The organism is Sphingopyxis sp. 2PD, from assembly GCF_005503695.1.
Classification (GTDB): Bacteria; Pseudomonadota; Alphaproteobacteria; order Sphingomonadales; family Sphingomonadaceae; genus Sphingopyxis.
This window is the reverse complement of sequence record NZ_SCMU01000013.1, coordinates 13,521-35,185: the sequence shown is the minus strand read 5'-3', so window position 1 is coordinate 35,185 and position 21,665 is coordinate 13,521. Positions and strand designations below refer to the sequence as shown.

At 66.0% G+C, this 21,665-nt stretch carries 22 protein-coding genes; 17 read left to right on the top strand and 5 right to left on the bottom strand.

Features of this window, described 5'->3' with window-relative positions; translation table 11 throughout:
• Positions 1–192: 192 nt before the first annotated feature.
• From FFS18_RS10865 to FFS18_RS10815, 11 genes are all read left to right on the top strand, one after another.
• Positions 193–909, top strand: coding sequence for a peptidylprolyl isomerase (locus FFS18_RS10865; RefSeq protein ID WP_137870837.1), 717 nt, complete (start codon positions 193–195; stop codon positions 907–909).
• Positions 910–971: 62 nt separating this feature from the next.
• Positions 972–1,763: an outer membrane protein assembly factor BamD gene (locus FFS18_RS10860; RefSeq protein WP_137870836.1), complete on the top strand. Its 792-nt coding sequence runs from the start codon at positions 972–974 to the stop codon at positions 1,761–1,763.
• A gap of 47 nt (positions 1,764–1,810) precedes the next feature.
• Positions 1,811–3,478 carry a DNA repair protein RecN gene (gene recN, locus FFS18_RS10855; protein ID WP_137870835.1) on the top strand — a complete coding sequence of 556 codons (1,668 nt, stop codon included), beginning with the start codon at positions 1,811–1,813 and terminating at the stop codon, positions 3,476–3,478.
• Positions 3,475–4,134: a hypothetical protein gene (locus tag FFS18_RS10850; protein WP_137870834.1), complete on the top strand. Its 660-nt coding sequence runs from the start codon at positions 3,475–3,477 to the stop codon at positions 4,132–4,134. Before recN ends, FFS18_RS10850 begins: the two co-directional genes overlap by 4 nt.
• 4 nt (positions 4,135–4,138) lie before the next feature.
• The gene (locus tag FFS18_RS10845) at positions 4,139–4,825 is read left to right on the top strand and encodes a GNAT family N-acetyltransferase (protein ID WP_137870833.1); all 687 of its coding nucleotides are present in this window, start codon (positions 4,139–4,141) and stop codon (positions 4,823–4,825) included.
• Positions 4,822–5,217: a putative quinol monooxygenase gene (locus FFS18_RS10840; protein WP_137870832.1), complete on the top strand. Its 396-nt coding sequence runs from the start codon at positions 4,822–4,824 to the stop codon at positions 5,215–5,217. The genes FFS18_RS10845 and FFS18_RS10840 overlap by 4 nt, the downstream gene beginning before the upstream one ends.
• Positions 5,214–7,319, top strand: coding sequence for an NAD-dependent DNA ligase LigA (gene ligA / locus FFS18_RS10835; RefSeq protein WP_137870831.1), 2,106 nt, complete (start codon positions 5,214–5,216; stop codon positions 7,317–7,319). The genes FFS18_RS10840 and ligA overlap by 4 nt, the downstream gene beginning before the upstream one ends.
• Before the next feature lie 85 nt (positions 7,320–7,404).
• The gene (locus FFS18_RS10830; RefSeq protein ID WP_137870830.1) at positions 7,405–8,574 is read left to right on the top strand and encodes a sterol desaturase family protein; all 1,170 of its coding nucleotides are present in this window, start codon (positions 7,405–7,407) and stop codon (positions 8,572–8,574) included.
• Between the two features lie 126 nt (positions 8,575–8,700).
• A complete protein-coding gene (locus tag FFS18_RS10825) occupies positions 8,701–9,093 on the top strand; it encodes a hypothetical protein (protein ID WP_137870829.1) in 393 nt (130 codons plus the stop codon).
• A gap of 145 nt (positions 9,094–9,238) precedes the next feature.
• The gene (locus tag FFS18_RS10820; protein WP_137870828.1) at positions 9,239–11,248 is read left to right on the top strand and encodes a TonB-dependent receptor family protein; all 2,010 of its coding nucleotides are present in this window, start codon (positions 9,239–9,241) and stop codon (positions 11,246–11,248) included.
• A gap of 15 nt (positions 11,249–11,263) precedes the next feature.
• Positions 11,264–12,616, top strand: a complete 1,353-nt coding sequence (locus FFS18_RS10815; protein ID WP_137870827.1) for a PepSY-associated TM helix domain-containing protein — start codon at positions 11,264–11,266, stop codon at positions 12,614–12,616.
• On the opposite strand, the gene FFS18_RS10810 is transcribed toward FFS18_RS10815, so the two are convergent.
• Positions 12,613–13,488, bottom strand: coding sequence for a sterol desaturase family protein (locus FFS18_RS10810; protein WP_137870826.1), 876 nt, complete (start codon positions 13,486–13,488; stop codon positions 12,613–12,615). The genes FFS18_RS10815 and FFS18_RS10810 overlap by 4 nt on opposite strands.
• 76 nt (positions 13,489–13,564) lie before the next feature.
• On the opposite strand from FFS18_RS10810, the gene FFS18_RS10805 reads away from it, so the two are divergent.
• Positions 13,565–14,218 carry a Crp/Fnr family transcriptional regulator gene (locus tag FFS18_RS10805; protein WP_137870825.1) on the top strand — a complete coding sequence of 218 codons (654 nt, stop codon included), beginning with the start codon at positions 13,565–13,567 and terminating at the stop codon, positions 14,216–14,218.
• A gap of 25 nt (positions 14,219–14,243) precedes the next feature.
• Complete coding sequence (gene phhA, locus FFS18_RS10800) at positions 14,244–15,119, top strand: phenylalanine 4-monooxygenase (protein WP_137870824.1); 876 nt, start codon at positions 14,244–14,246, stop codon at positions 15,117–15,119.
• Between the two features lie 98 nt (positions 15,120–15,217).
• Here the strand turns inward: phhA and FFS18_RS10795 are convergent, their stop codons facing one another.
• From FFS18_RS10795 to FFS18_RS10780, 4 genes are all read right to left on the bottom strand, one after another.
• Entirely contained in the window at positions 15,218–16,189 is a 972-nt protein-coding gene (locus FFS18_RS10795) for a 50S ribosomal protein L11 methyltransferase (protein ID WP_137870823.1), read from the bottom strand.
• Positions 16,190–16,192: 3 nt separating this feature from the next.
• On the bottom strand, positions 16,193–16,885 hold the full coding sequence (locus FFS18_RS10790) for an SDR family NAD(P)-dependent oxidoreductase (RefSeq protein WP_137870822.1): 693 nt from the start codon (positions 16,883–16,885) through the stop codon (positions 16,193–16,195).
• 169 nt (positions 16,886–17,054) lie between these two features.
• Positions 17,055–18,407, bottom strand: coding sequence for a methyl-accepting chemotaxis protein (locus FFS18_RS10785; RefSeq protein WP_137870821.1), 1,353 nt, complete (start codon positions 18,405–18,407; stop codon positions 17,055–17,057).
• Positions 18,408–18,533: 126 nt separating this feature from the next.
• Positions 18,534–19,007, bottom strand: coding sequence for an Lrp/AsnC family transcriptional regulator (locus FFS18_RS10780; protein WP_137870820.1), 474 nt, complete (start codon positions 19,005–19,007; stop codon positions 18,534–18,536).
• A 160-nt stretch (positions 19,008–19,167) separates the two neighbouring features.
• Between FFS18_RS10780 and ald the strand changes: the two genes are divergently transcribed.
• The 4 genes from ald to sdhD all read left to right on the top strand — a co-directional run bounded on the left by ald (position 19,168) and on the right by sdhD (position 21,664).
• Positions 19,168–20,283 (top strand): alanine dehydrogenase, encoded by a 1,116-nt coding sequence (gene ald / locus FFS18_RS10775; RefSeq protein ID WP_120215295.1) that lies wholly within the window; start codon positions 19,168–19,170, stop codon positions 20,281–20,283.
• Between the two features lie 22 nt (positions 20,284–20,305).
• Positions 20,306–20,533 (top strand): hypothetical protein, encoded by a 228-nt coding sequence (locus tag FFS18_RS10770; RefSeq protein ID WP_137870819.1) that lies wholly within the window; start codon positions 20,306–20,308, stop codon positions 20,531–20,533.
• A gap of 286 nt (positions 20,534–20,819) precedes the next feature.
• On the top strand, positions 20,820–21,263 hold the full coding sequence (gene sdhC / locus FFS18_RS10765; RefSeq protein WP_137870818.1) for a succinate dehydrogenase, cytochrome b556 subunit: 444 nt from the start codon (positions 20,820–20,822) through the stop codon (positions 21,261–21,263).
• Complete coding sequence (gene sdhD / locus FFS18_RS10760) at positions 21,263–21,664, top strand: succinate dehydrogenase, hydrophobic membrane anchor protein (protein WP_137870817.1); 402 nt, start codon at positions 21,263–21,265, stop codon at positions 21,662–21,664. Before sdhC ends, sdhD begins: the two co-directional genes overlap by 1 nt.
• Position 21,665 lies beyond the last annotated feature (1 nt).

The window sequence follows — 21,665 nt, the reverse complement described above, 5'->3', positions numbered from 1 at the left end:
GCTTTTCCCCTGTCTGGCCCATGTCTGACCTATGTGGCGCGGTTGGCGCGTCATCTAGCCGGATTCCGGTTCCTTTCCAACGACCCCTGAGATCGGGAATGGCGCGGCGTCGGCGCACAGGGGGCGATGCCCCCGCCGGGGCGCGGCAAATTTCGGCTTTCGTGCCATGGGCGATCGGATCATAAGCGGGGTATGTTGACGATCCTTCTTTCGCTCGCCCTGACGGCGCAGGCTGGTCCCGCCGTCATGACCACGCCGCCGGGTACCGGCCCGACCGTCCGGCCGATGATGGCACCTCCGCCCCCGCCGCCACCCTTGCCGGTGCCGGTCGTCGCGCCCGACACGCGGCCCTATGTTGCGCTGGTCACCGACCTTGGCACGATCACCGTGCGGCTTGAAAACAAACGCGCGCCGGTGACCAGCGCCAATTTCCTCCGCTATGTCGATGCCAAGCGGATGGACGGGTTCAAATTCTATCGTTCGACCAAAAGCTGGGGGCCGGCGAACCAGCTGGTGCAGGCGGGCAATCGCGGCGATGCGCGCAAGAATTTTCCGCCGATCGCGCACGAGCCGACGAAGACCAGCGGGCTGACCAATTGCAAGGGCGCGCTGTCGATGGCGCGGCTGAACCCCGGCGATGCCACGACCGATTTTTTCCTGCTGCTGTCGGACATCAAGGGGTTCGACAGCGATGCACCGGGCGGCGACGGGGCGGGCTTTGCAGTGTTCGGCGAAATCGTCAGCGGCGCCGATGTCGCGGCGGCGATCTTCAACGCGCCCATCTCGCCCACGGCCGGCGAGGGGGTGATGAAGGGCCAGATGCTGGAGCCGCAGGTCACGATCAAGACCGCGCGCCGCGTTCCCGCGCCCGCCGATGCGCTGAAAGGGTGCGTGGTAAAGGCGCCGTAAATCTGCGGCGAACCACCCATCATTTATTTTGCGTTCATCGGCGCTGTGGCTATACCGCGCGCATGACTCATCGCACCCCTTCGCGCGCCACCGTGCGCCTGCTCGCTGCCGCTCTGGTTATTACCCCCATGCTGGCGGCCTGTGGCGGCGCCGGGGTCAAGAAAGACACGCGCTATGTCGCGCGCGACGTCAACACGCTGTACCGCGCCGCGCAGGATCGGCTTGATCGCGAGCAATATGGCGTTGCTGCGGCGCTGTTCGACGAGGTCGAGCGTCAGCATCCCTATTCGCCCTGGGCGCGCCGTGCGCAGCTGATGAGCAGCTTCAGTTACTATATGGACCGCGAATATACGCCCGCGATCGAAGCGGCGCAGCGATTCCTGGCGATCCATCCGGGCAACAAGGACGCGCCCTACGCTTATTATCTGATCGGGCTCAGCTATTATGAGCAGATCAGCGATGTCACCCGCGACCAAAAGATCACCCAGCAGGCGTCGAACGCGCTGGGCGAGGTGATCCGCCGCTATCCCGACAGCCGCTATGCCGCCGACGCGCGATTGAAGATCGACCTGGTGCAGGACCATTTGGCGGGCAAGGAAATGGAAATCGGTCGCTTCTATCAGCGCAGCTCGAACTGGCTGGCGGCGTCGATCCGCTTTCGCGAAGTCGTCGACAAATATCAGACGACCAGCCACGCGCCCGAGGCGCTGTACCGCCTGACCGAATGCTATCTGTCGCTCGGCATTCCCGCCGAGGCGAAGAAGTCGGCGGCGGTGCTGGGCGCCAACTATCCGGGCAACGAATGGTATGAGCGCGCGTACAAGCTGATGCAGAAGCACGCGCCGAGCGCCTGATTGCGCCGGGAATAGATTCTGCCTTTGTTCTGCGGTAAGGACGGCCTGTGCTGACCGCTTTGTCCATCGCCAATATCGTTCTGATCGAACGGCTCGACCTCGATTTCACGCGCGGGCTGGGGGTGCTCACGGGCGAGACTGGGGCGGGCAAGTCGATCCTGCTCGACGCGCTGGGACTTGCGCTCGGCGCGCGCGCCGACAGCGCGCTGGTGCGGCAGGGAAGCGGACAGGCGCAGGTCACCGCCACTTTTGTCGCGCCCGCGGCGGGAACGCCGCTGGCCGCGCTGCTCGCCGAAAACGAGATGGCGCCCGAACCGGGCGAGCCTTTGCTGATCCGCCGCACCCTGAAAGCCGATGGCGGCAGCCGCGCTTTTTTGAACGATCAGCCCTGTTCGGCGGCGCTGCTGCGCGAAGTTGGCGCGCATCTGGTCGAAATCCACGGCCAGCATGATGATCGCGGCCTGCTCGCGCCCGCAGGCCACCGCGCGCTGCTCGATAGCTATGCGCGCGCGAACACGGGTGCGGTCGCCGCGGCGCATGTTGCATGGCGCGCTGCCGAGGCACGGCTTGCCGCCGCGCGCGCCGCGATTTCGGAGGCGGAGCGCGACCGCGAGTGGCTCGAACATTGTGTCGCCGAATTGCAGGCGCTCGGCCCGCTGCCCGGCGAGGATGCCGAACTTTCGGAAGCGCGCACCGCGATGCAAAAGGGCGAGCGGCTCGCGGGCGATCTGGGCGCGATCATGGAAGCGTTCGAGGGCAGCGAGAGCGGCCCCGCGCAGCTCCGCGGCGCGGCGCGGCGGCTCGACCGGCTGGCGGGCGACCACCCGCTGCTCGCCGAAGCGCTGGCGGCGCTCGACCGCGCGATCATCGAGGCCGACGAGGCCGAGGGCAAGCTCCATGAAGCGGCGCGCGCGATGGAATATGATCCCGACCGGCTCGAGGCGACCGAGACGCGTTTGTTCGAACTGCGCGCCATGGCGCGCAAACATGGCGTCCAGCCCGACGAGCTCACCGAACTCACCGGGACGCTCGCAGCGCGGCTCGACGCGATCGAGGGCGGCAGCGCGGGGCTGGCGAAGCTCGAAGCCGCGGTTGCTGAGACCGCCGCCGCCTACACCCATGCGGCGAGCGCCCTCTCCGACCAGCGTAGCAAGGCCGCCGTCCGTCTCGATGCCGCGGTCGCGGGCGAACTGGTGCCGCTGAAACTCGACGCCGCGCGCTTCCAGACGCTCGTCGAACGGCTGCCCGCCGAACGGTGGGGTCCCGACGGCATGGACCGCGTCGAATTCCTCATCTCGACCAACCCCGGCGCGCCCTTCGCGCCGCTCGCCAAGATCGCGTCGGGCGGCGAACTCTCGCGCTTCATTTTGGCGCTCAAGGTCGCGCTGGCTGAAGAGGGCGGCGCCGACACGATCATCTTCGACGAAATCGACCGCGGCGTCGGCGGCGCGGTGGCGAGCGCGATCGGCGAACGGCTGGCGCGGCTGGCGGGCGCCGGAAAACAGCTTCTCGCGGTGACGCACAGCCCGCAGGTGGCGGCGAAGGGTGCGGCGCATTTCATCATCGCCAAATCGAGCGAGGGCATTGTCACGCGCACCAGCGTCCACGCGCTCGACGAAGCAGGCCGCCGCGAGGAAATCGCGCGGATGCTGTCGGGCGCCGAGGTGACCGCCGAGGCGCGGGCGCAGGCGGAAAGGCTGTTGGAGACGATATGACCGGCGGGGCGGAGCAATATCGACGCGAGGGCTATCTGGCGCTGCCGGGTTTTGTCCCGATCGACGTCACCCACGCGTTGCTGGCGACCCTGAAATCCGACCTGATCCGGGGCGGGGTGTCGTTCGATGCCTTGAAGCGCGGATCGGCGCTGCTCAAGACCGAGGCGGTCGAGGTCTATGGCCAGCAATATCCGCCGCTTGCGACTTTTTTATGGGGAATGACCCCGGCGATCAGCGCGCTGGTCGGGCATGATTTGCGCCCGACCTATTGCTATTTCCGCATGTACCGCGCGGGCGACATCTGCCGCGTCCATTCGGACCGCCACGCGTGCGAGCATAGCCTGTCGCTGCTGCTCGCCGCGAGCGATGACAAGCCTTGGCCGCTTGAGGTCGGATCGCAGCATATCGAAACGCCGCGTGAACGCGCCGACGCCGATTTCGGCGCCGAGGCCTATGGGTCGGTGCCGATGCTGCCCGGCGATGCGGTGCTGTATCAGGGGGTCCACCGTCTGCACGGGCGGATGATGCCGAACCCCAATCGCTGGTCGGCGCATCTGTTCCTGCACTGGGTCGACCCCGCAGGACCGTATGCGGCGCAAGCGTTCGAGGGGATGAAGATTCCGGCGACGGCAACGCTGGCGATGGAAGGAGGCTGAGCCAATGACCGCGCACCCGCTCGATCGCCCGGTGTGGAGCATGCTCACCGGGCGGCAGGCGCATCTCGCCACCGGCGACGCGCGCGCGCTGCGCCTCGACCGCGGCTATGGCGTTTTCGGCGTCGCTGCCGACACTGGCGCGGCGGCGCAGGAGGCGTTGGCGGCGCTCATCCCTCCCGGTGAGGATCTATGGATCGTGGAGGGTGACCCTTGGCCGCTGCCGCCGGGGACGCGCGAAGTGAAGCGCGCCGCGCTGACACAGATGGTCGCCGAGGGGCCGCCGCCAGAGCCGCGGCCGGGCGAGCCTGCAATCGTCGCGCTGGGCGATGCCGACACCGCCGAAATGGCGACGCTGGCTGCCCATGCCCAGCCGGGCCCATGGGGGCCTAAAACGCACCTGTATGGGCCGTTTTACGGCGTTCGCGAGCAGGACCGTCTGCTCGCGATGGCCGGGCAAAGGATGCTGATGCCCGGCATGGCCGAGGTCAGCGGCGTCGCCACGTGGGCGGATTGCCGTGGCCGCGGGCTCGCGCGGACGCTGATCGGCCATGTCATGCGTCAGATGGTGGCGCGCGGCGAACAGCCCTTCCTGCACAGCTATGCCGACAATGCGGGGGCGATCGGCCTCTATGAATCACTCGGCTTTCGAATTCGGCGCGAGGTGCATGTGCTGGCGATCGTCCGCGCATGAACCGCCGCGAACATCTGGCGGCGTTGCTGGCGATGGCGGCGATGGTGCTGCCACACCGAAAACTGCAGGCGCTGGAGGCGCAAATGGAAGAAGTGATTCCCGAATATGGGCTGATCGGCCAGATGCTGGCGCAGCCCGGCCAGCGGGCGGCGCTGGTCGCGATCCTGTCCGAAGCGACCGACGCGATGCCCGGCAACATGGGCTATCTGATCGGCGAGGACAGCGCGAACGCGGACGCGATCTGGATCGTCGAGCTGTGGGACACCAAGGCGTCGCACGCTGCCTCGCTCGAGCTACCCGCGGTGCAGGCCGCCATCAGCAAGGCGCGCCCGCTGATCGCCGGATTTGGCACTCGCGCCGAGTTCACGCCGGTGGCAAAAGCGCGCGCATGATCGAGATTGAATCGCTGACCGAGGCCGATGCTGCTAACGAACTGATGCGTCTGGCCAAGGCGATCGCGCATCATAACAAGCTCTACCACGCCGAGGACAGTCCCGAGATTTCGGACGCCGATTATGACGCGCTCGTCCGCCGCAACAATGCGATCGAGGCGGCCTTCCCGCACCTGATCCGCGCCGACAGCCCGAACCGGCTGGTCGGCGCGGCGGTCGAGGCGTCGCCGCTCGCGAAAATTACCCATGCGCAGCGCATGATGAGCCTCGACAATGCGTTCGCCGACGAGGATGTCGCCGAGTTTGTCGCGCGGGTGCGGCGGTTCCTGAATTTGCCCGAGGACGCGCAGGTCGCGCTGACCGCGGAGGACAAGATCGACGGATTGTCCTGTTCGCTGCGCTATGAACGCGGCAAGCTGGTCCAGGCGGCGACGCGCGGCGACGGCAGTGTCGGCGAGGATGTCACGGCCAATGTCCGCACCATCGCCGATATTCCACAGGAGCTGAACGGCGCTGTTCCCGACGTGTTCGAGATCCGCGGCGAGGTCTATATGGCGAAGGCCGACTTCGCCGCGCTCAATGCCCGGCTGCTCGCCGAGGCCGACGATCCCGAAAAGGCGCGCCAGTTCGCCAATCCGCGCAACGCCGCGGCGGGGTCGCTGCGCCAGAAGGACGCGAGCGTCACTGCGTCGCGCCCGCTGCGCTTCCTTGCGCACGGCTGGGGCGAGGTGAGCGACCTGCCCGAGACGACGCAGTTCGCCATGATGCAGCGCATCGCGGCCTGGGGCGTGCCGGTGTCGCCACTGGTGAAGCGGCTTGAGAATGTTGCCGAGGTTCTCGCGCACTACCGGATGATCGAAGCCGAGCGCGCCGAGCTGCCCTATGACATCGACGGCGTCGTGTACAAGGTCGACCGGCTCGACTGGCAGGCGCGGCTGGGGTTCGTGGCGAAGGCGCCGCGCTGGGCCATCGCGCATAAATTCCCCGCCGAACGCGCGCAAACCACGCTCGAGGCCATCGACATCCAGGTCGGGCGCACCGGCAAATTGACCCCGGTAGGGCGGCTGACCCCCGTCACCGTCGGCGGGGTGGTGGTGTCGAATGTGACGCTGCACAACCGCGACGAGATCGGGCGGCTGGGCGTGCGCCCGAGCGACCGGGTCGTGGTGCAGCGCGCGGGCGACGTGATTCCGCAGGTCGTCGAAAATCTGACCCGCGAGGAGGCGCGCGATCCGTATGTTTTTCCCGACCATTGCCCGGTGTGCGGCAGCGAGGCGGTCGCCGAGGAGGGCGAGGTCGATGTCCGCTGCACCGGCGGGCTGATCTGCGCGGCGCAGAAGTTCGAGCGGCTGCGCCATTTCGTCAGCCGCGGCGCGCTCGACATCGAGGGGCTGGGCGAGAAGAGCATCGCCGAATTTCTCGAGCTCGGCTGGCTCGACAAGGGACCGGCGGATATTTTCCGGCTGCACCGGCGCCGCGATGAATTGCTGGCGCGCGAGGGGTGGAAGGAAAAGTCGGTCGACAATCTGCTCGCCGCGATCGAGGCGAAGCGCGCGCCCGACGCGGCGCGGCTGCTGTTCGGGCTGGGCATCCGTCACATTGGCGCGGTGACCGCGCGCGATTTGATGAAGAGGCTGGTGACATTGCCGACGCTGCGGACGGCAGTGGAGCAGATGAATGAAATGTATCGGCTCGAAGATGGCACGCGAATTCCCGCTCCAGCCAACTATTTTGAGATCGACGGCGTTGGCACCGCGGTCAATGAAGCATTGCGCGATTTTTTCCACGAGCCGCACAACCGCGCGCTGTGGGATGATCTGTTGTCCGAAGTGTCGCCGCCGCCTTATGTGGTCGAAACGCGTGACAGCGAGGTGTCGGGGATGACCGTCGTGTTCACCGGCAAGCTGGAGACGATGAGCCGCGACGAAGCGAAAGCGCAAGCCGAAGCTTTGGGCGCGAAGGCGGCGGGATCGGTGAGCGCCAAGACCGACCTGGTCGTCGCGGGGCCGGGCGCGGGATCGAAGCTCAAGCAGGCCGCGGCGCTCGGGATCAGGGTCATCGACGAGGCCGAGTGGGCGAAGATTGTGGCGGCGGCGGGGTAGTGATCCTCCCCGGTGGGGGAGGATCGGCTATTGTCGCGTGCGCGCCGTCACAGACGACGCCGCGCAAATGGGGTTGGGGGACCAAATGGCCAAGCGTGACTATCTGACCAACCTGATGCGCGATCTGGAATCGCATACCGAGGTGCGGCGCTTTGGCAGCGGGTGGCTGTCGGGGTTCTTCGCGTTGCTGTTTGCCATCGTCGGCTTCGGCATGGTCGTCGCGCTGCGCTTTCCCGACTGGTTTGCGACGCCGGAACTGGCGATCATCAAGGATTGGGGCGGGTTTCGCGGGCTGGTGCATCTGGTGCTGCTGGCGAGCTATGGGCTCGCACTGCTCAGCCTGCTGCTCCGCCCGCGCAAGGTGCTGGGTGCGACCGCGCTGATGATTGCGCTCGCCGCAACGCTGTTCGGCGGCGCCAATGTCCAGCCCGAGGAGACGCGAAGCTGGGGGATTTTCTTCGGGCTCGACTTTTTCGTCGTCAACCTGCTGATCACCGGCTTCATGTTCGCGCCGCTCGAACGCCTGTTCCCGCACCGCCGCTCGCAGCGCCTGTTCCGCACCGAATGGCGCGAGGATCTGTTCTACTATCTGGTCAGCACGATGTTCGTGCAGGTGCTGGGCTTTCTGGCGCTCGCGCCGTCGACGATCATCAACGAGAGTACGAACAGCTGGGATACGTTCCGCGCCACCGTCGCGTCGCTGCCGTGGCTGGTTCAGTTCGCGATCGTCCTCGTCGCCTCCGACCTCGCGCAATATTGGTACCACCGGTTGTTCCACAAGATACCGTTCCTGTGGGGCTTTCACGCGATCCACCACAGCGCCAAATCGATGGACTGGCTGGCGGGGTCGCGGATGCATTTCGTCGAGATCATCCTGCTCCGCTCGATCACTTCGCTGCCGCTGTTCACCCTCGGGTTCAGCCCGTCAGTGATGCAGGCCTATATCGGCTTTGTCTATGTGTGGTCGTCGCTGCTCCACGCCAATGTCGGGGGCAATTTCAACCGGCTCGGCCACTGGATCGCGACGCCGCGCTTTCATCATTGGCACCACGGGCTGGAGCGCGAGGCGTTCGACGTCAATTTTGCGATCCACTTTCCGTGGCTCGACAAGATTTTCGGGACGTTTCATCTGCCGAAGGACCGCTGGCCGGAGAATTATGGCATTCCCGAGGATGTGCCGAAACATTATTGGGGGCAGTTCCTGTATCCGTGGCGGCGGACGGGGAAGAAGATCGACGAGACGCCGGCGGAGTGATTTGAGCCTTTTCTGCCGTAGCCCTGAGCCTGTCGAAGGGCGCTTCTCAGTGAAGCGCCCTTCGACAGGCTCAGGGCTACGGTTCCATACTTGCCACGCCCGCCCCGTGGCCATAAAGGCCGCCGCGTGAGCCTGCTCGCCGCCTTTCGCCGTCCCGGTATTTTGCTGCTGCTGCCGCTGCTGCTCGCGCTCGGCGCGCGGGTGTTGGTGGCGCCGGGGTGGATGATCGAGAGCGATGCGGGTGGGTCGATCACGGTGCGCATCTGTTCGGACCCGACCGACCCCGGCAAGACGGTGACGATCCCGCTGGAAAAAGCGGGCAGCCATGATGCGGGCGAGACGCAACAACATTGCCCGTGGGGGGCGCTGGCGAATGCGCCGATCGTTCCCGATGAGCCGATTTTGGCCGCCGCGCCAATGGTGGCGGCGCCGACGCCGGTTGCGGTACGATCGCTGGGTTTTGCCCCCGGCATCGCCTCGCCGCTGCCGCCGAGTACGGGGCCGCCTTCCCACGCATGATGTGTCGTTCCGGCGGAGGCCGGAGCCTCGCCGCTGCGCATTGATGCGACGGTGAGATCCCGGCGTGCGCCGGGATGACGACTTGAATTGTCGCGCTGGTCCTGCCGCGCGGCTCCATCATCTACATATCGGGAAGAAATTGCCCATGACCAAAACTGCCTATCGGGCGGCGCCTTTGCTCGCGCTCGTCCTCTCGCTCGTCCCTGCCGCGGCTCAGGCCGCCGAGGCCGAAGCCGATCCGACGATCATCGTCACCGCCCCCGAACTGACTAACGACGCTGAAACGCGCGCCCAAAAGACCGCGGGCGGTGCCGACGTCGTCAGCCATCAGGATTATGCCGACAAATCGATCGTTTCGCTGCGCGACACACTGGCCTTTTCGCCCGGCGTCTATCTCCAGCCGCGTTACGGGCAGGAGGTACGCATTTCGATCCGCGGATCGGGACTGTCGCGCGGTTTCCATATGCGCGGCCTGACGCTGCTGCAGGACGGGGTGCCGATCAACCTGGCCGACGACAATGGCGACTTCCAGGAGCTCGAGCCGATCTTTTTCGATCATCTTGAGGTCTATCACGGCGCCAACGCCTTGCGCTTCGGGTCGGGTACCCTGGGCGGCGCGGTCAATGGCGTGACGCCGACCGGGCGCACCGCTGAAGGCTTCTACCTGCGCGGCGATGTCGGCAGTTTCGACAGCTATCGCGGGCTGGTGTCGGCGGGCGTGGCGGGCGAGCGCGTCGATGCGTGGGCGGCGGTCAGCGCCGACACGTCGAGCGGCGACCGCGACCATGTCAACCGGCGCAGCTTTCGCTTTCACGGCAATGTCGGGCTGAAGCTCAGCGACGTCGTGTCGACGCGCATTTATGCCAGCTACAACGACATCAAGCAGGAAATTCCCGGCGCGCTGACCTTTGACCAGGCGCTCACCACGCCGCGCATCGCCAGCCCGGCGGCGGTGGCGGGCGATCAGGCGCGCGACATTGTGTCGCTGCGGCTGCAGAACCGGACCTCGTTCGATTGGGGCGCGTTCAAGCTTGACGTTGGCGGGTTCGTCAACGCCAAGTCGCTGTACCACCCGATCTTTCAGGTGATCGATCAGGATTCGCTCGATGTCGGCGGCTTCTTCCGGGCCGATTATGCGAGTGGGCCTGTCGAGGTGACGCTGGGCGGCGAGCTGCGGCGCGGCAGCACCGACGCACGACAGTTCGTCAATATCGACGGGCGGCGCGGCGCGCTGGTGTTCGATGCCGACCAGACCGCGCGCACCGCCAATATGTATGGCGAGGTGCGGGTGCGGCCGACCCGTCAGCTGACCTTGATCGCGGGCGGCGTCTATGCCGATGGCTTCCGCAAGCGGCGCGTCAACGTCTCCACGTCGCGCGACGGGCGGATCGACTTCGACGCCTTTTCGCCCAAGCTCGGCTTGTTGTTCGAACCGAGCGCCGACGTGCAGTTCTTCGCCAACTACAGCCGCTCGGCGGAATTTCCGGGCTTTGGCGAAGTGTTCCAGAATATCGGCACGCCTCCGATCAGTCAGGTCGTCTCGACGATCCGTCCGCAAGGCGCGTGGACGGCTGAGGTCGGGACGCGCGGTAAGGCGGGGATCGTCCACTGGGATCTGGCGCTCTATCGCTCGACGCTGAAGGGCGAATTGCTGCAGTTCACCACCAATGTCAGCATCCCGGCGGCGACCTTCAACGCCGACCGGACGCTGCACCAGGGGGTCGAGGCGGCGCTGGAAGTTGCGCCGACCGACTGGCTGCGGCTGCGGCAGGTTTACACCTACAGCGACTTTCGCTTCCGGAACGACAGCGAGTTCGGCGACAACCGGCTGCCGGTGGTGCCGAAGCATGTTTATCGGGCCGAGGCGCGAATCGGTAGCGACGCGCTGCATATCGCGCCGAATGTCGAGTGGGTGCCCGATGGGCCGTTCGCCGATTACCGCAACCTCGTCCAGACACCCGGCTATGCCCTGCTGGGCGTGACCGGCGGGGCGCGGATCGCCGAAGGGATCGACGCGTTCGTCGATGTCCGCAACATCACCGGCAAGAAAGCGATCGGCGATATTAGCGCGGCGATCACCGTGACCCCGGCATCGGCGGTCTATTATCCGGTCGAGCGCCGCGCGGTGTCCGCCGGTATTCGCGCGCGCTTTTAAGCGAAAGGACAGGGGATGACCGACATCAACCGGATTCCGCTCTATCGCACGATCTGGCGCTGGCATTTTTATGCCGGGCTGTTCGTCATCCCCTTCATCCTGCTGCTGTCGGTGACGGGCGCGGCCTATCTGTTCAAGCCGCAGCTTGACCGGTGGCAGGAGCGCGGATGGCGCGATCTGCCGACCGCCGAGCGGGTCGATGCCGACGCGCAGGTCGCGGCGGCGCTCGCCGCTTTTCCGGGCGCGAGCTTTCACTATTACCGGGTGCCCGAGGCGCCGGGCGATGCGGCGATCGTCCATGTCGGGCTGCCAAATGGCACGATGCGCGATGTGGCGGTGGCGCCGCGGGGAGAGGTGATCGGGTCGGCCAATCCCGACGACCGGATTTCGGCGTGGCTGGCAAAAATCCACGGCAGCCTGCTGATCGGGCGCGCGGGCGGGATCATCGTCGAACTCGCCGCGAGTTGGGCGATCGTGATGATCCTGACCGGCCTGTATCTGTGGTGGCCGCGCGGGCGCGGGGCGGCAGGGGTCGTGTGGCCGCGCCTGTCGCTCGGCCGGCGCACCGCACTGCGCGACCTTCACGCCGTCACCGGCTTTTGGGTGTCGGGACTGGCGCTGGTGCTGCTGCTCACTGCCTTGCCGTGGACCGATGTCTGGGCGCAGGGCTTTCGTGCGGCGCGCGCCGAAATGGGGTGGGTGCAGGGCGCGCAGGACTGGAAAAGCGGCGGCCATGCCAACCACCATGCTGCACATGACCACAGTGCGATGGCAAAGGCGATGCCCGCGCCAGTCGCGGTCAGCGATGCGCCGCGCGTCCCGCTCGACCGCATCGTCCTGCGCGCGCAAAACGAAAACCTGCCCGCGCCGGTGATCATCCAGCCGCCGGGGGCGCCGAACATGTTCGGGCCGCCCAATGGCGACACCTGGACGCTGACCACCCAGACGCAGAACCGCCCGCTCGTGCGCAAGGTGAGTTATGACGTCGTCACCGGGATCGAGGTGTCGCGCAGCGGCTTTGCCGACAAACATGTCATCGACCGTATCGTCGGCATCGGCATCGCGTGGCACGAGGGCGCGCTGTTCGGGATCGTCAGCCAGCTGATCGGGGTGCTCACCGCGCTGATGCTGATGACGCTTGCGGTGTCGGGTTTCCTGATGTGGCGCCGCCGCAAGCCCGGCGATGCGCTGGGCGCCCCGCCGCTGCCGCGCGACCCGGCGAAGCTGAAAGGCTTGACGGCGATCATCCTGTTGCTCGCCGCGCTGCTACCGCTGCTCGCCGCGTCGCTGATCTTGCTATGGGTCGTCGATCGGCTGTTGCTCCCGCGCCTGCCGCGCGCGGCGCGCTGGCTCGGAGTCGCGGTCTAGGTCGTTGCCGCCGCCGTCCCCGGCGCCGACGGCACGGCGCCGGGGACGCGTGCGTTCATGTCCTTATTCTCGGGAAAGATCGGCCACAGGAGCTGCTGCCCCAGCGTCGCTGGCGGCAGATTTTCGACGCCGTAGCTCGCCGGATAATGCCGCGTGATCTTCGCGGTGCCGAAGAGCACGTCCCAAAAGAACAGCAGGTTCCCGAAATTGCCCTTGTAGTTCACCGCCGGATCGTCGGCGTGGCGGCCGTGGTGCGCGTGGTGCGTCGCCGGGGTGCTGATCGTGCGTTCGACGACCCACATCAGCGGCGACAGTGCCTTGATCCGGTAGAGCGGCGCATCCCACGCGACATCGCTGTGCGCGCCGATGATCACCGCCATCTTGACCACCAGATAGCCCGCATAGAACCAGCCGAGCCCGAGATAGACGAGCACGCCCGCGAACCAGATGCTCGGCATCATCGCATAATAGATGATGTTGTTCCGATAGACGAGCCGTACGCTCATATAGCGCGCATTATGGTGCGCGCGGTGGAGGTTGTAGAGCCACGCAAAGCTGTGGCTCGCGCGGTGCCACCAATATTGCATCATATCCTCGAAGACGAGGAACAGCGCGAGCGCGGCCAAGAAGGGCGCATTCGCAAGCGCCCCCTCATATTGCGGAAAGAAGCGGTGGCCGAGCGCGCCGACCACCAGCAGGATCGTCGGCTGGGTGACGATCAGCAGCATGAAGGTGCTGATGATTTCGATGATCCCGTCGTGGCGCGCCTGCTCGTCCTTCGCGAACAGGCGGGTGCGGATCAGCTCGATGAGGCAGAAGCCGAGAAAGATCGCCGCGACGATCGCGCTCGACTGGGCGGTGGTCAGATGCATGTCGCGGCACTCCCATGGCCAGTGACAAGTCGTTGCTTGCCATGCCCCGCTGTTTGCCACAGTGTCGCGCCTCGAAATGCAAAGAACTTATCAATTTGCGATGGCCGAACGCTCGACGCTGTCGCCGCGCGAACTGGCGCAGCTGACGGCGCGCGCGCGGGTGCGCGATTTCGCCGACGGCCAGTTTATCCAGTATCAGGGCGATCCGGGTCGGGAATTCTGGGCGGTGGTCGAGGGCCATGTCACCGTCGGGCGCTTTGCCGCTGACGGCGGATTTACGCATTTCGGCGTGCTCGGCGCGGGCGACCTGTTCGGCGAGCTTGCCTTTTTCACCGGAGTGCCGCGCCAGGTCGATGCGCTCGCCAGCGGTCCGGCGCGGCTGGTGGCGATCGACCGCCCCTTGCTGCGCCAGCTGATGGCCGCCGACGTTGGCTGGGCCGAGCTGTTGCTGCGGAGCCTGTCGCGTCAGCTTGCGGCGACGCTCGACACAATCGACGCCGAGCGGCGGCTGTCGACCCCCGACCGGCTGCTCGGCCTGCTGCGCACGATGGCGCGCGAAAGTGACGAGGGCGACCGGGTGACCGCGACGCAGCAGCAGCTTGCGGACCTGCTCGGCGTTTCGCGGGTGACGCTGGGTGCGGCGCTGCGTATATTGGCCGGGGCCGGGGAGGTCGAACGCGGCTATGGCCAGATTCGGCTGCTGCGGCCCGGTCGAGACGGTTTCATTTGAAACTTTTTTATGCTAGACGGTTCTCATGAAAGACGGCTTTACCCATGTCCACGAAACGCCGCCGCCGGGTGCCGCGTCCGACTGGACGATTTCGCAAAATTGGGACGCCTTCACCGCCGCCGAACATGCGATGTGGGACAGGCTGTTCGCGCGCCAGTCGGCGATGCTGCCCGGCCGCGCGTCGGAGGCGTTTCTGCGCGGGATCGACGTGCTGCGCCTCGAAAAGCCGGGGATTCCCGATTATCGCGAGCTCAACGCGCGGTTGATGGACGCGACGGGGTGGCAGGTCGTCGCGGTGCCGGGGCTGGTTCCCGATGATGTGTTTTTCGACCATCTCGCCAACCGGCGTTTCCCGGCGGGCAATTTCATCCGCACGCCCGATCAGCTCGACTATCTTCAGGAACCCGACGTGTTCCACGACGTGTTCGGCCATGTCCCGATGCTCGCCGACCCGGTGTTCGCCGATTATATGGTCGCTTATGGCGAGGGCGGGCTGCGCAGCCTGCAATTCGATGCGCTGAAACAGCTGGCACGGCTTTACTGGTACACGGTCGAGTTCGGGCTGATCCGCGAGGCGGGCGGTCTTCGGATTTATGGCGCCGGGATCGTGTCCTCCTATGCCGAAAGCGTGTTTGCGCTCGACAGCGACAGCCCCAATCGCATCGGTTTCGACCTCGCGCGGGTGATGCGGACCGATTATCGAATCGACGATTTCCAGCAGAATTATTTCGTCATCGACAGCCTCGACCAGCTGCTCGACACAACGGTGAACACCGATTTTGCGCCGCTTTATGCCGCGAATGACGCGCTGCCGCCGATCGCGATCGCGGATATCTTGCCGGGTGATGAGGTGATCACGCGCGGCACGCAGGATTATGCGCTAGGCAAGCAAACCGCCTGAACCCCTTCGTGGCGAGCGAAGTCGAGACACCGTGAAGTCTCGCGCCACTCATGCGTGTCTCGACTTCGCTCGACACGAACGGGCACGGCGGCGGTCTTCTACCAGCTCCCGAAACTTGCGTCCGCCGGGTCGGCGCGGTGGAAGGCGCGTTCCTTGCGGCGCCAGCCATAGCGGCGGCGCTTGACGAGCAGCAGGCACGGCCATTCGGCGCTGCCCCCGCGCGCCACCAGGCGAAAGCCCTGCGCGCGGTAGGCGGCGAGCACTGGTTCCATCTGCCGCGCGATCAACCCTGCGAGGATGGCGTGGCCGCCCGGCGCGGTCGCGGCGCCGATGTCGGGAGCAAGGGTGATCAGCGGCCCGGCAAGGATATTGGCGATGACCAGATCATAAGGCGCGCGGTGACGGATCGCGGGATGGTTGGTCCCCGGCGCCACCGCGAGCGCGAGGCGTCCGCCGCCGCGGCCGAGCGGCACGCGGTTGATCGCGGCATTGTCGCGGGTGACGAAGATGCTCGCGGGATCGATGTCGGACGCGATCATTTTCGCGCGCGGCCACAGCGCCAGCCCGGCAAAGGCGAGCAGTCCGGTGCCGGTGCCGATGTCGGCAATATTGCGCGGACTGGCGCCCTGCCGCGCAAGGCGGTCGAGCATCGCTAGGCACCCCGCGGTCGTGTCGTGGCCGCCGGTGCCGAACGCTTGGCTCGCGTCGATCAGAAAAGGGGTGGTGCCGGGCGGAATGCGGTCGGCGTGGCTGCTCGTATGGACGAAAAAGCGCCCCGCCTGCACGGGTTCGAGCCCCTGCTGCGACAGCGTGACCCAATCCTCCTCGGGCAATTGTTCGGCGGTGGGCTTCACTCCCTTTGCGCTTGGTACGAGCGACTGGAGCAGCGCCAGCAACGCCGCGTCGGGCTTGTCATCGACATAGGCGTCGAGCTGCCACAGTCCGGCCTCCTCGTCGATTTCGCGCGTGACGATGACGGGCGCCTCGGGCAGCGCATCGAGTTCATGAATTTCGCCCGACAGCGCCTCGGCCTCGGCGCGGGTGCAGGGGAGGGAGACGATCCAGCTCATCGGTCAGCGCACATAGCTGGCGCCATTGATGTCGAGCACCGCGCCGGTCATCGACGCGGGCGCATCGAGCGCGCACCAGCGCGCCATTTCGGCGACCTCCTTCGGCAGTGCGACCCGGCCCAGCGGAATGTCGGCGAGCAGCTTGTCACCGTCGCGGCTGGCGAGATAGTCGTCGGCCATACCGGTCATGGTGAAGCCCGGGCAGATCGCAAAGGCAAGGATGCCCTCGGCGGCATAGGCGCGCGCGATTGTCTTGGTCATCGCGACCATCCCGCCTTTCGATGCGGCATAATGCCAGTGCGCGGGGCTGTCACCGCGGTGCGCGGCGCGGCTGGCGATGTTGACGATGCGGCCTGAGGCTTTGTGGTCCTGCCAGTGGAGGACAGCGCGGCGGCAGAGGTCGGCGCTGGCGGTCAGGTTGATCTGAAGCGTGCGGTTCCAGCTGGCGAGCCAGACGTCATCGTCGTCATCGAGCGGGCTGGCTTCAAAGATTCCGGCGTTGTTGACCAGCACATCGATGCGGCCATCGAGTTGGTCGATACTTTGATGCCACAGACGGGCCGGGACTGCCGGGTCCGCAAGGTCGCCGTCGGCGCTCGACAGCGCGACCGTCCTAGTGGCGTCCGAGGTCAGCGCGGCGGCGATCGCGGCGCCGATGCCGCGGCTGGCGCCGGTGATCAGGATGTGGGTTTGCATGGAGCGGCTTTAGCGATGCAATGGCGGCAGTCCAACCGCCAAACCGCGACCCATAGCGTCAGGACTTTCCTCGTTCCGTTTGTGTCGAGCGAAGTAGAGACACGTTGCGTTTGTGCATGGCCTCGCGTGTCTCGACTTCGCTCGACACGAACGGATCAAATTTGTACCCTTACGCCACCCGGCGGCTGAACTCGCTCGCGGCTTGTTCCAGCTGCTGAAGCCGCCCGCCCATCTTGCCGAATTCCTGGCTGAGCACGCTGATTTCGTTCGCGACCATCCCCGAATCGTTGCGGATGCTGGCGATCGTCGACGACATGCTGTCGGCGGCAAGCGCGGTTTCGTCGACCGCGGCGGTGATCGAGGTGACGGTCTGCGCCTGCGCGTCCATCGCGTCGCGGATGCGTTGCGCCGAGCGCTGGACCTCGACGATCGTCTGCTGGATCGACTGGTTGGCACTCACCGATCCGCGCGTCGCCTGCTGGATCGCGGTGATCTTGCCCGCAATATCGTCGGTGGCGCGCGCGGTTTCGTTGGCCAGGCTTTTGACTTCCTGCGCGACGACGGCGAAGCCGCGGCCCGATTCGCCGGCGCGCGCTGCCTCGATCGTGGCGTTCAGCGCGAGCAGGTTGGTCTGGCCCGCAATCTCCCGGATCAGGCCCAAAATGGACTCGATCGATTCGGCGTGGTGCGATAGCGTTTCGGACATCGCGACCGCCTCGCCCGCCTGTTCCGACGCGCGGGTGGCCACGCTGGCCGATGCCTCGACCTCGCTGCGCGCATCCTCGATCGCGCGGATCAGCCCGGCGGCGGTCGAGGCGGCCTCGCGCATCGCCATCGCCGATTGTTCGGATGCGGCGGCGACTTCGCTGGTCTTGGCGATCATGCCCTTGGCCGCCTGATCGGCGGAGGCGGCTTGCTTGGCCAATTGTTCGCGCACCCCGTCGGTGTCCTGGACCAACGAGGCGATCGAGCGATCGAAATCGCCTGCCAGCGTCTGGCGTTCGCTGGAAATCACCGCACGGTCGAGCTTTTCTGCATAGCGCTGCATGATGTCGAATTCGAGCAGCGCCAGCCGGTTGATCGCGCTCGTCAGCCGCGCGAGCCGCGGCGCATCGTCGATGCAGGCGGCGACGACATATTCGATCGTCAGCCGTTGGCTTTCGGCGATGCACGACATCACCGACGCGAGCGGCAGTTTAACCCGGCGCGCCATATGCGCGTTCTGGCAGGCGATCGTCGCGACTTCCTGTCCGGCGGCGTCGGCATATTTGGTTTCGGTGTGCCGCGCGCTGCCGCGCACATAGGATTCGAGCAACTCGCCCTCGACCGCGCGTTCGACGCTGGGCAGCGCGTTGAACGCATCCCAATAGGCGCGCGCAACGGCGTCCTCGCGTCCGGCGATGATCGTATGAATGTCGGCGGCGTGCGCGGCCAGCTGGCCGTCGAGGTCATAATAGGGGAAGCGGTCGGCCATCGAAATCGGGTCGATTTGCTGCTTATGAATCGGATTTTCCTTCACCATGATCCTGCTTCCCTGATCGATCCTGACGCGCGAGTCTGTCGCCCGCCTGTCATCCGCAAAACACAGGACCGGGCTATGCGGTGCTTTTGGTAAATTGCGCGTTAACCAGCGCTGCGATTTTCGTGGTTAGGACGCTTCGCTGGCAGGGACCGGATACCCCTCGAACGCCTTGATCGTGCGGAGCGCGAAGGCGCTGTGCATCGCGGCGACCCCGGGCAGGCGCGACAGGCAGTGGCGGTGAAGCCGGTCGAAATCGGCGACGTTGCGCGCCGCGACGCGCAGTCGGTAGTCGGAGGCACCGGAAAGCAGCTGGCATTCGAGGATTTCGTCAAAGCTTTTGACCGCGCTTTCAAACGCGGTCAGCGCCTCTTCGCTTTGCGAGGTCAGGCTGATGTCGACGAACACGTCAAGCCCCAGGCCGATGCGATCGGGGGCGAGGCGCGCGGTATAGCCGGTGATGATCCCGGCCGCCTCCAGCGCGCGGATGCGCCGGTGGCACGCCGACGCCGACAGCCCGACCGCTTCGCCCAGTTCGGCGGCGGGGCGCGGACCGCTGCGTTGCAGCATGTCGAGAAGCTTACGATCGATTCGATCAATCATTGTGCGTCCTTGATCAGTTTTGCGCGTGATTTGTGCGCATTTGTCGCGAAACCAGCGACGATATGCAAGCACCTCGCGCCCCAAACCTGCTATTGGGCAGAGCCATGAACGACGCGGCGCCGGACCAGCGCGACCGGCGGCGAACTAATGGAGAGCGACAATGATCATCGGCACCCCCAAGGAAATCAAGAATCACGAATATCGCGTCGGGCTGACGCCCGAAAGCGCCCGCGAACTCAGCGCGCACGGCCACCGCGTGCTGGTGCAGACCGGCGCCGGCGAGGGCATCGGCGCGCACGACCGTTTTTATGTCGAAGCGGGCGCCGAGATCGTCCAGACCGCCGAGGAAATTTTCGCGACCGCTGACATGGTGGTGAAGGTCAAGGAGCCGCAGCCCGGTGAGCGCGCGATGCTGCGCGAAGGGCAGATCCTTTACACCTACCTCCACCTCGCGCCCGATCCCGACCAGACGCGCGACCTGATGAAATCGGGTGCGGTGTGCATCGCCTATGAAACCGTGACCTCCCCGCACGGCGGCCTGCCGCTCCTGAAGCCGATGAGCCAGGTTGCGGGGCGCATGTCGATCCAGGCCGGCGCGACCGCGCTCGAAAAGGCGCATGGCGGTCGCGGCGTGCTTTTGGGCGGCGTTCCGGGCGTCGCGCCGGGCAAGGTATGCGTGATCGGCGGCGGCGTCGTCGGTTTCAACGCGGCGCAGATGGCCGCGGGCCTCGGCGCCGACGTCACCATCCTCGACCGCGATCCCGAAGTGCTCGAACGCGTCGGCACCTTCTTTGAATCGCGTGCCAAGACGCGCTTTTCGAACCGCGCCAACCTCGCCGAATGCGTGGCCGAGGCCGATCTGGTCATCGGCGCGGTGCTGATCCCCGGCGCCGAAGCGCCCAAGCTCGTCACCCGCGACATGCTGGCGACGATGCAGGCAGGCTCGGTGCTCGTCGACGTCGCGATCGACCAGGGCGGCTGTTTTGAAACGAGCCATGCGACAACGCACGCCGACCCGACCTATGTCGTCGACGGCATCGTCCATTATGCGGTCGCCAACATGCCGGGCGCGGTCGCGCGCACCAGCACCTATGCGCTCAACAACGTCACCCTGCCGCACGCGCTGCGCATCGCCGACCTGGGTTGGAAGGAAGCGTTGAAGCGCGACGTGCATCTTGCGCAGGGTCTGAACGTCTGGAATGGTAAGGTGACGTTCGAAGCCGTAGCGGAAGCGATCGGAACCGATTATGTGCCTGTGGAGCAGGCACTCGCCTGATAACAAGGACATAGGTGCAAGAATGACCGACCAGACTCCCCCGCCGCCGCACGACGACGCGCCCGAGGAAAATGAAGTGCTGCGCGCCGCGCGCGAACAGCGCCAGCAGAAGGAAGCCGCCGACGCCGCCGAAGCGGCGGCAAAGGGCGGCAAGCGCGGCTGGAAAACGGCCGCGGCGGCGGGGCTGGGGATCGGGTCGGCGGCGGTAATCGCGGCGTTGCTTTACGCGAACCGCGACAAGATCAAGTAAGGCGGCGAAATGGCCGCCGTTAGGTGGGGAGCGGACGTGCGTTCACGATCGTTCGTCATGCTGAACTTGTTTCAGCATCCATGGCCTGAGCTCGAATTTGGCGCGGCGTCGAAGGAACCGACCGGCCATGGATCCTGAAACAAGTTCAGGATGACGATGCTATGAATGTCGTGTTCTGGTCGTTAGCCGACCCAATTGCACCCCCACGCGCCTAAGCAATTGCATATCGCGCGCGCCGCGCTAAACCGGCGCGCATCGACCGAACAGAGTCAGGAACGGGGCTGATATGGCTGGAAACGAACCGAGCGCGCGCCCGCGCGCACCGCATTTGCAGGTGTATAAATGGGGGCCGCATATGGCGGTGTCGATCCTGCACCGCGCGAGCGGTGACGGGCTGGCTATAGTCGGCGCGGGTCTGTTCCTGTGGTGGCTGGGCGCGATCGCCGCGGGGCCGGAGGCTTATGCGGCGTTCGTTGCGTGCATCTGGCATGATCCCAGCCCCGAAATCAGCCTGTTCCACCAGATCACCAATATTCTGGGCAAGATCGTCCTTGTCGGATTGACCTGGGCATTTTTCCAGCACCTGTTTTCGGGGCTGCGTCACTTCGTGCTCGACACCGGCGCGGGCTATGAACTCAAATCGAACAAGCTGTGGTCGACCGTCGTGATCGCCGCGGGCGTATTCGCGACCGCTGCGACCTGGCTCTATATCATGGCGGAGGCACTCTGATGGGCGATGGCACGCATCTCGGCAAGGTCCGCGGGCTTGGCTCGTCGGGGCACGGGTCGCAGCACTGGCTGCAACAGCGACTGACCGCACTCGGCAACATCCTGCTCGTCGGCTTCCTGTTCGTGTCGCTGATCCGCCTGCCGCTCGGCGATCATGCCGCGGTGCTGCGCTGGGCGTCGGACCCGATGGTCGCGCTGGCGCTGATCCTGATGGTCGTCAGCGTATTCTGGCACCTGAGGCTGGGGCTGCAGGTGCTGATCGAGGATTATGTCCACGGGCCGATGCTGCTGCTGGCGCTCGTCCTGCTCAATTTCTACGCCATCGGCGGCGCCGCTTACGGGATCTTCACGATCGCCCGGATTGCGCTTGCGCCCGTGACGGCCGGCCCGGGGGGCATGTGAG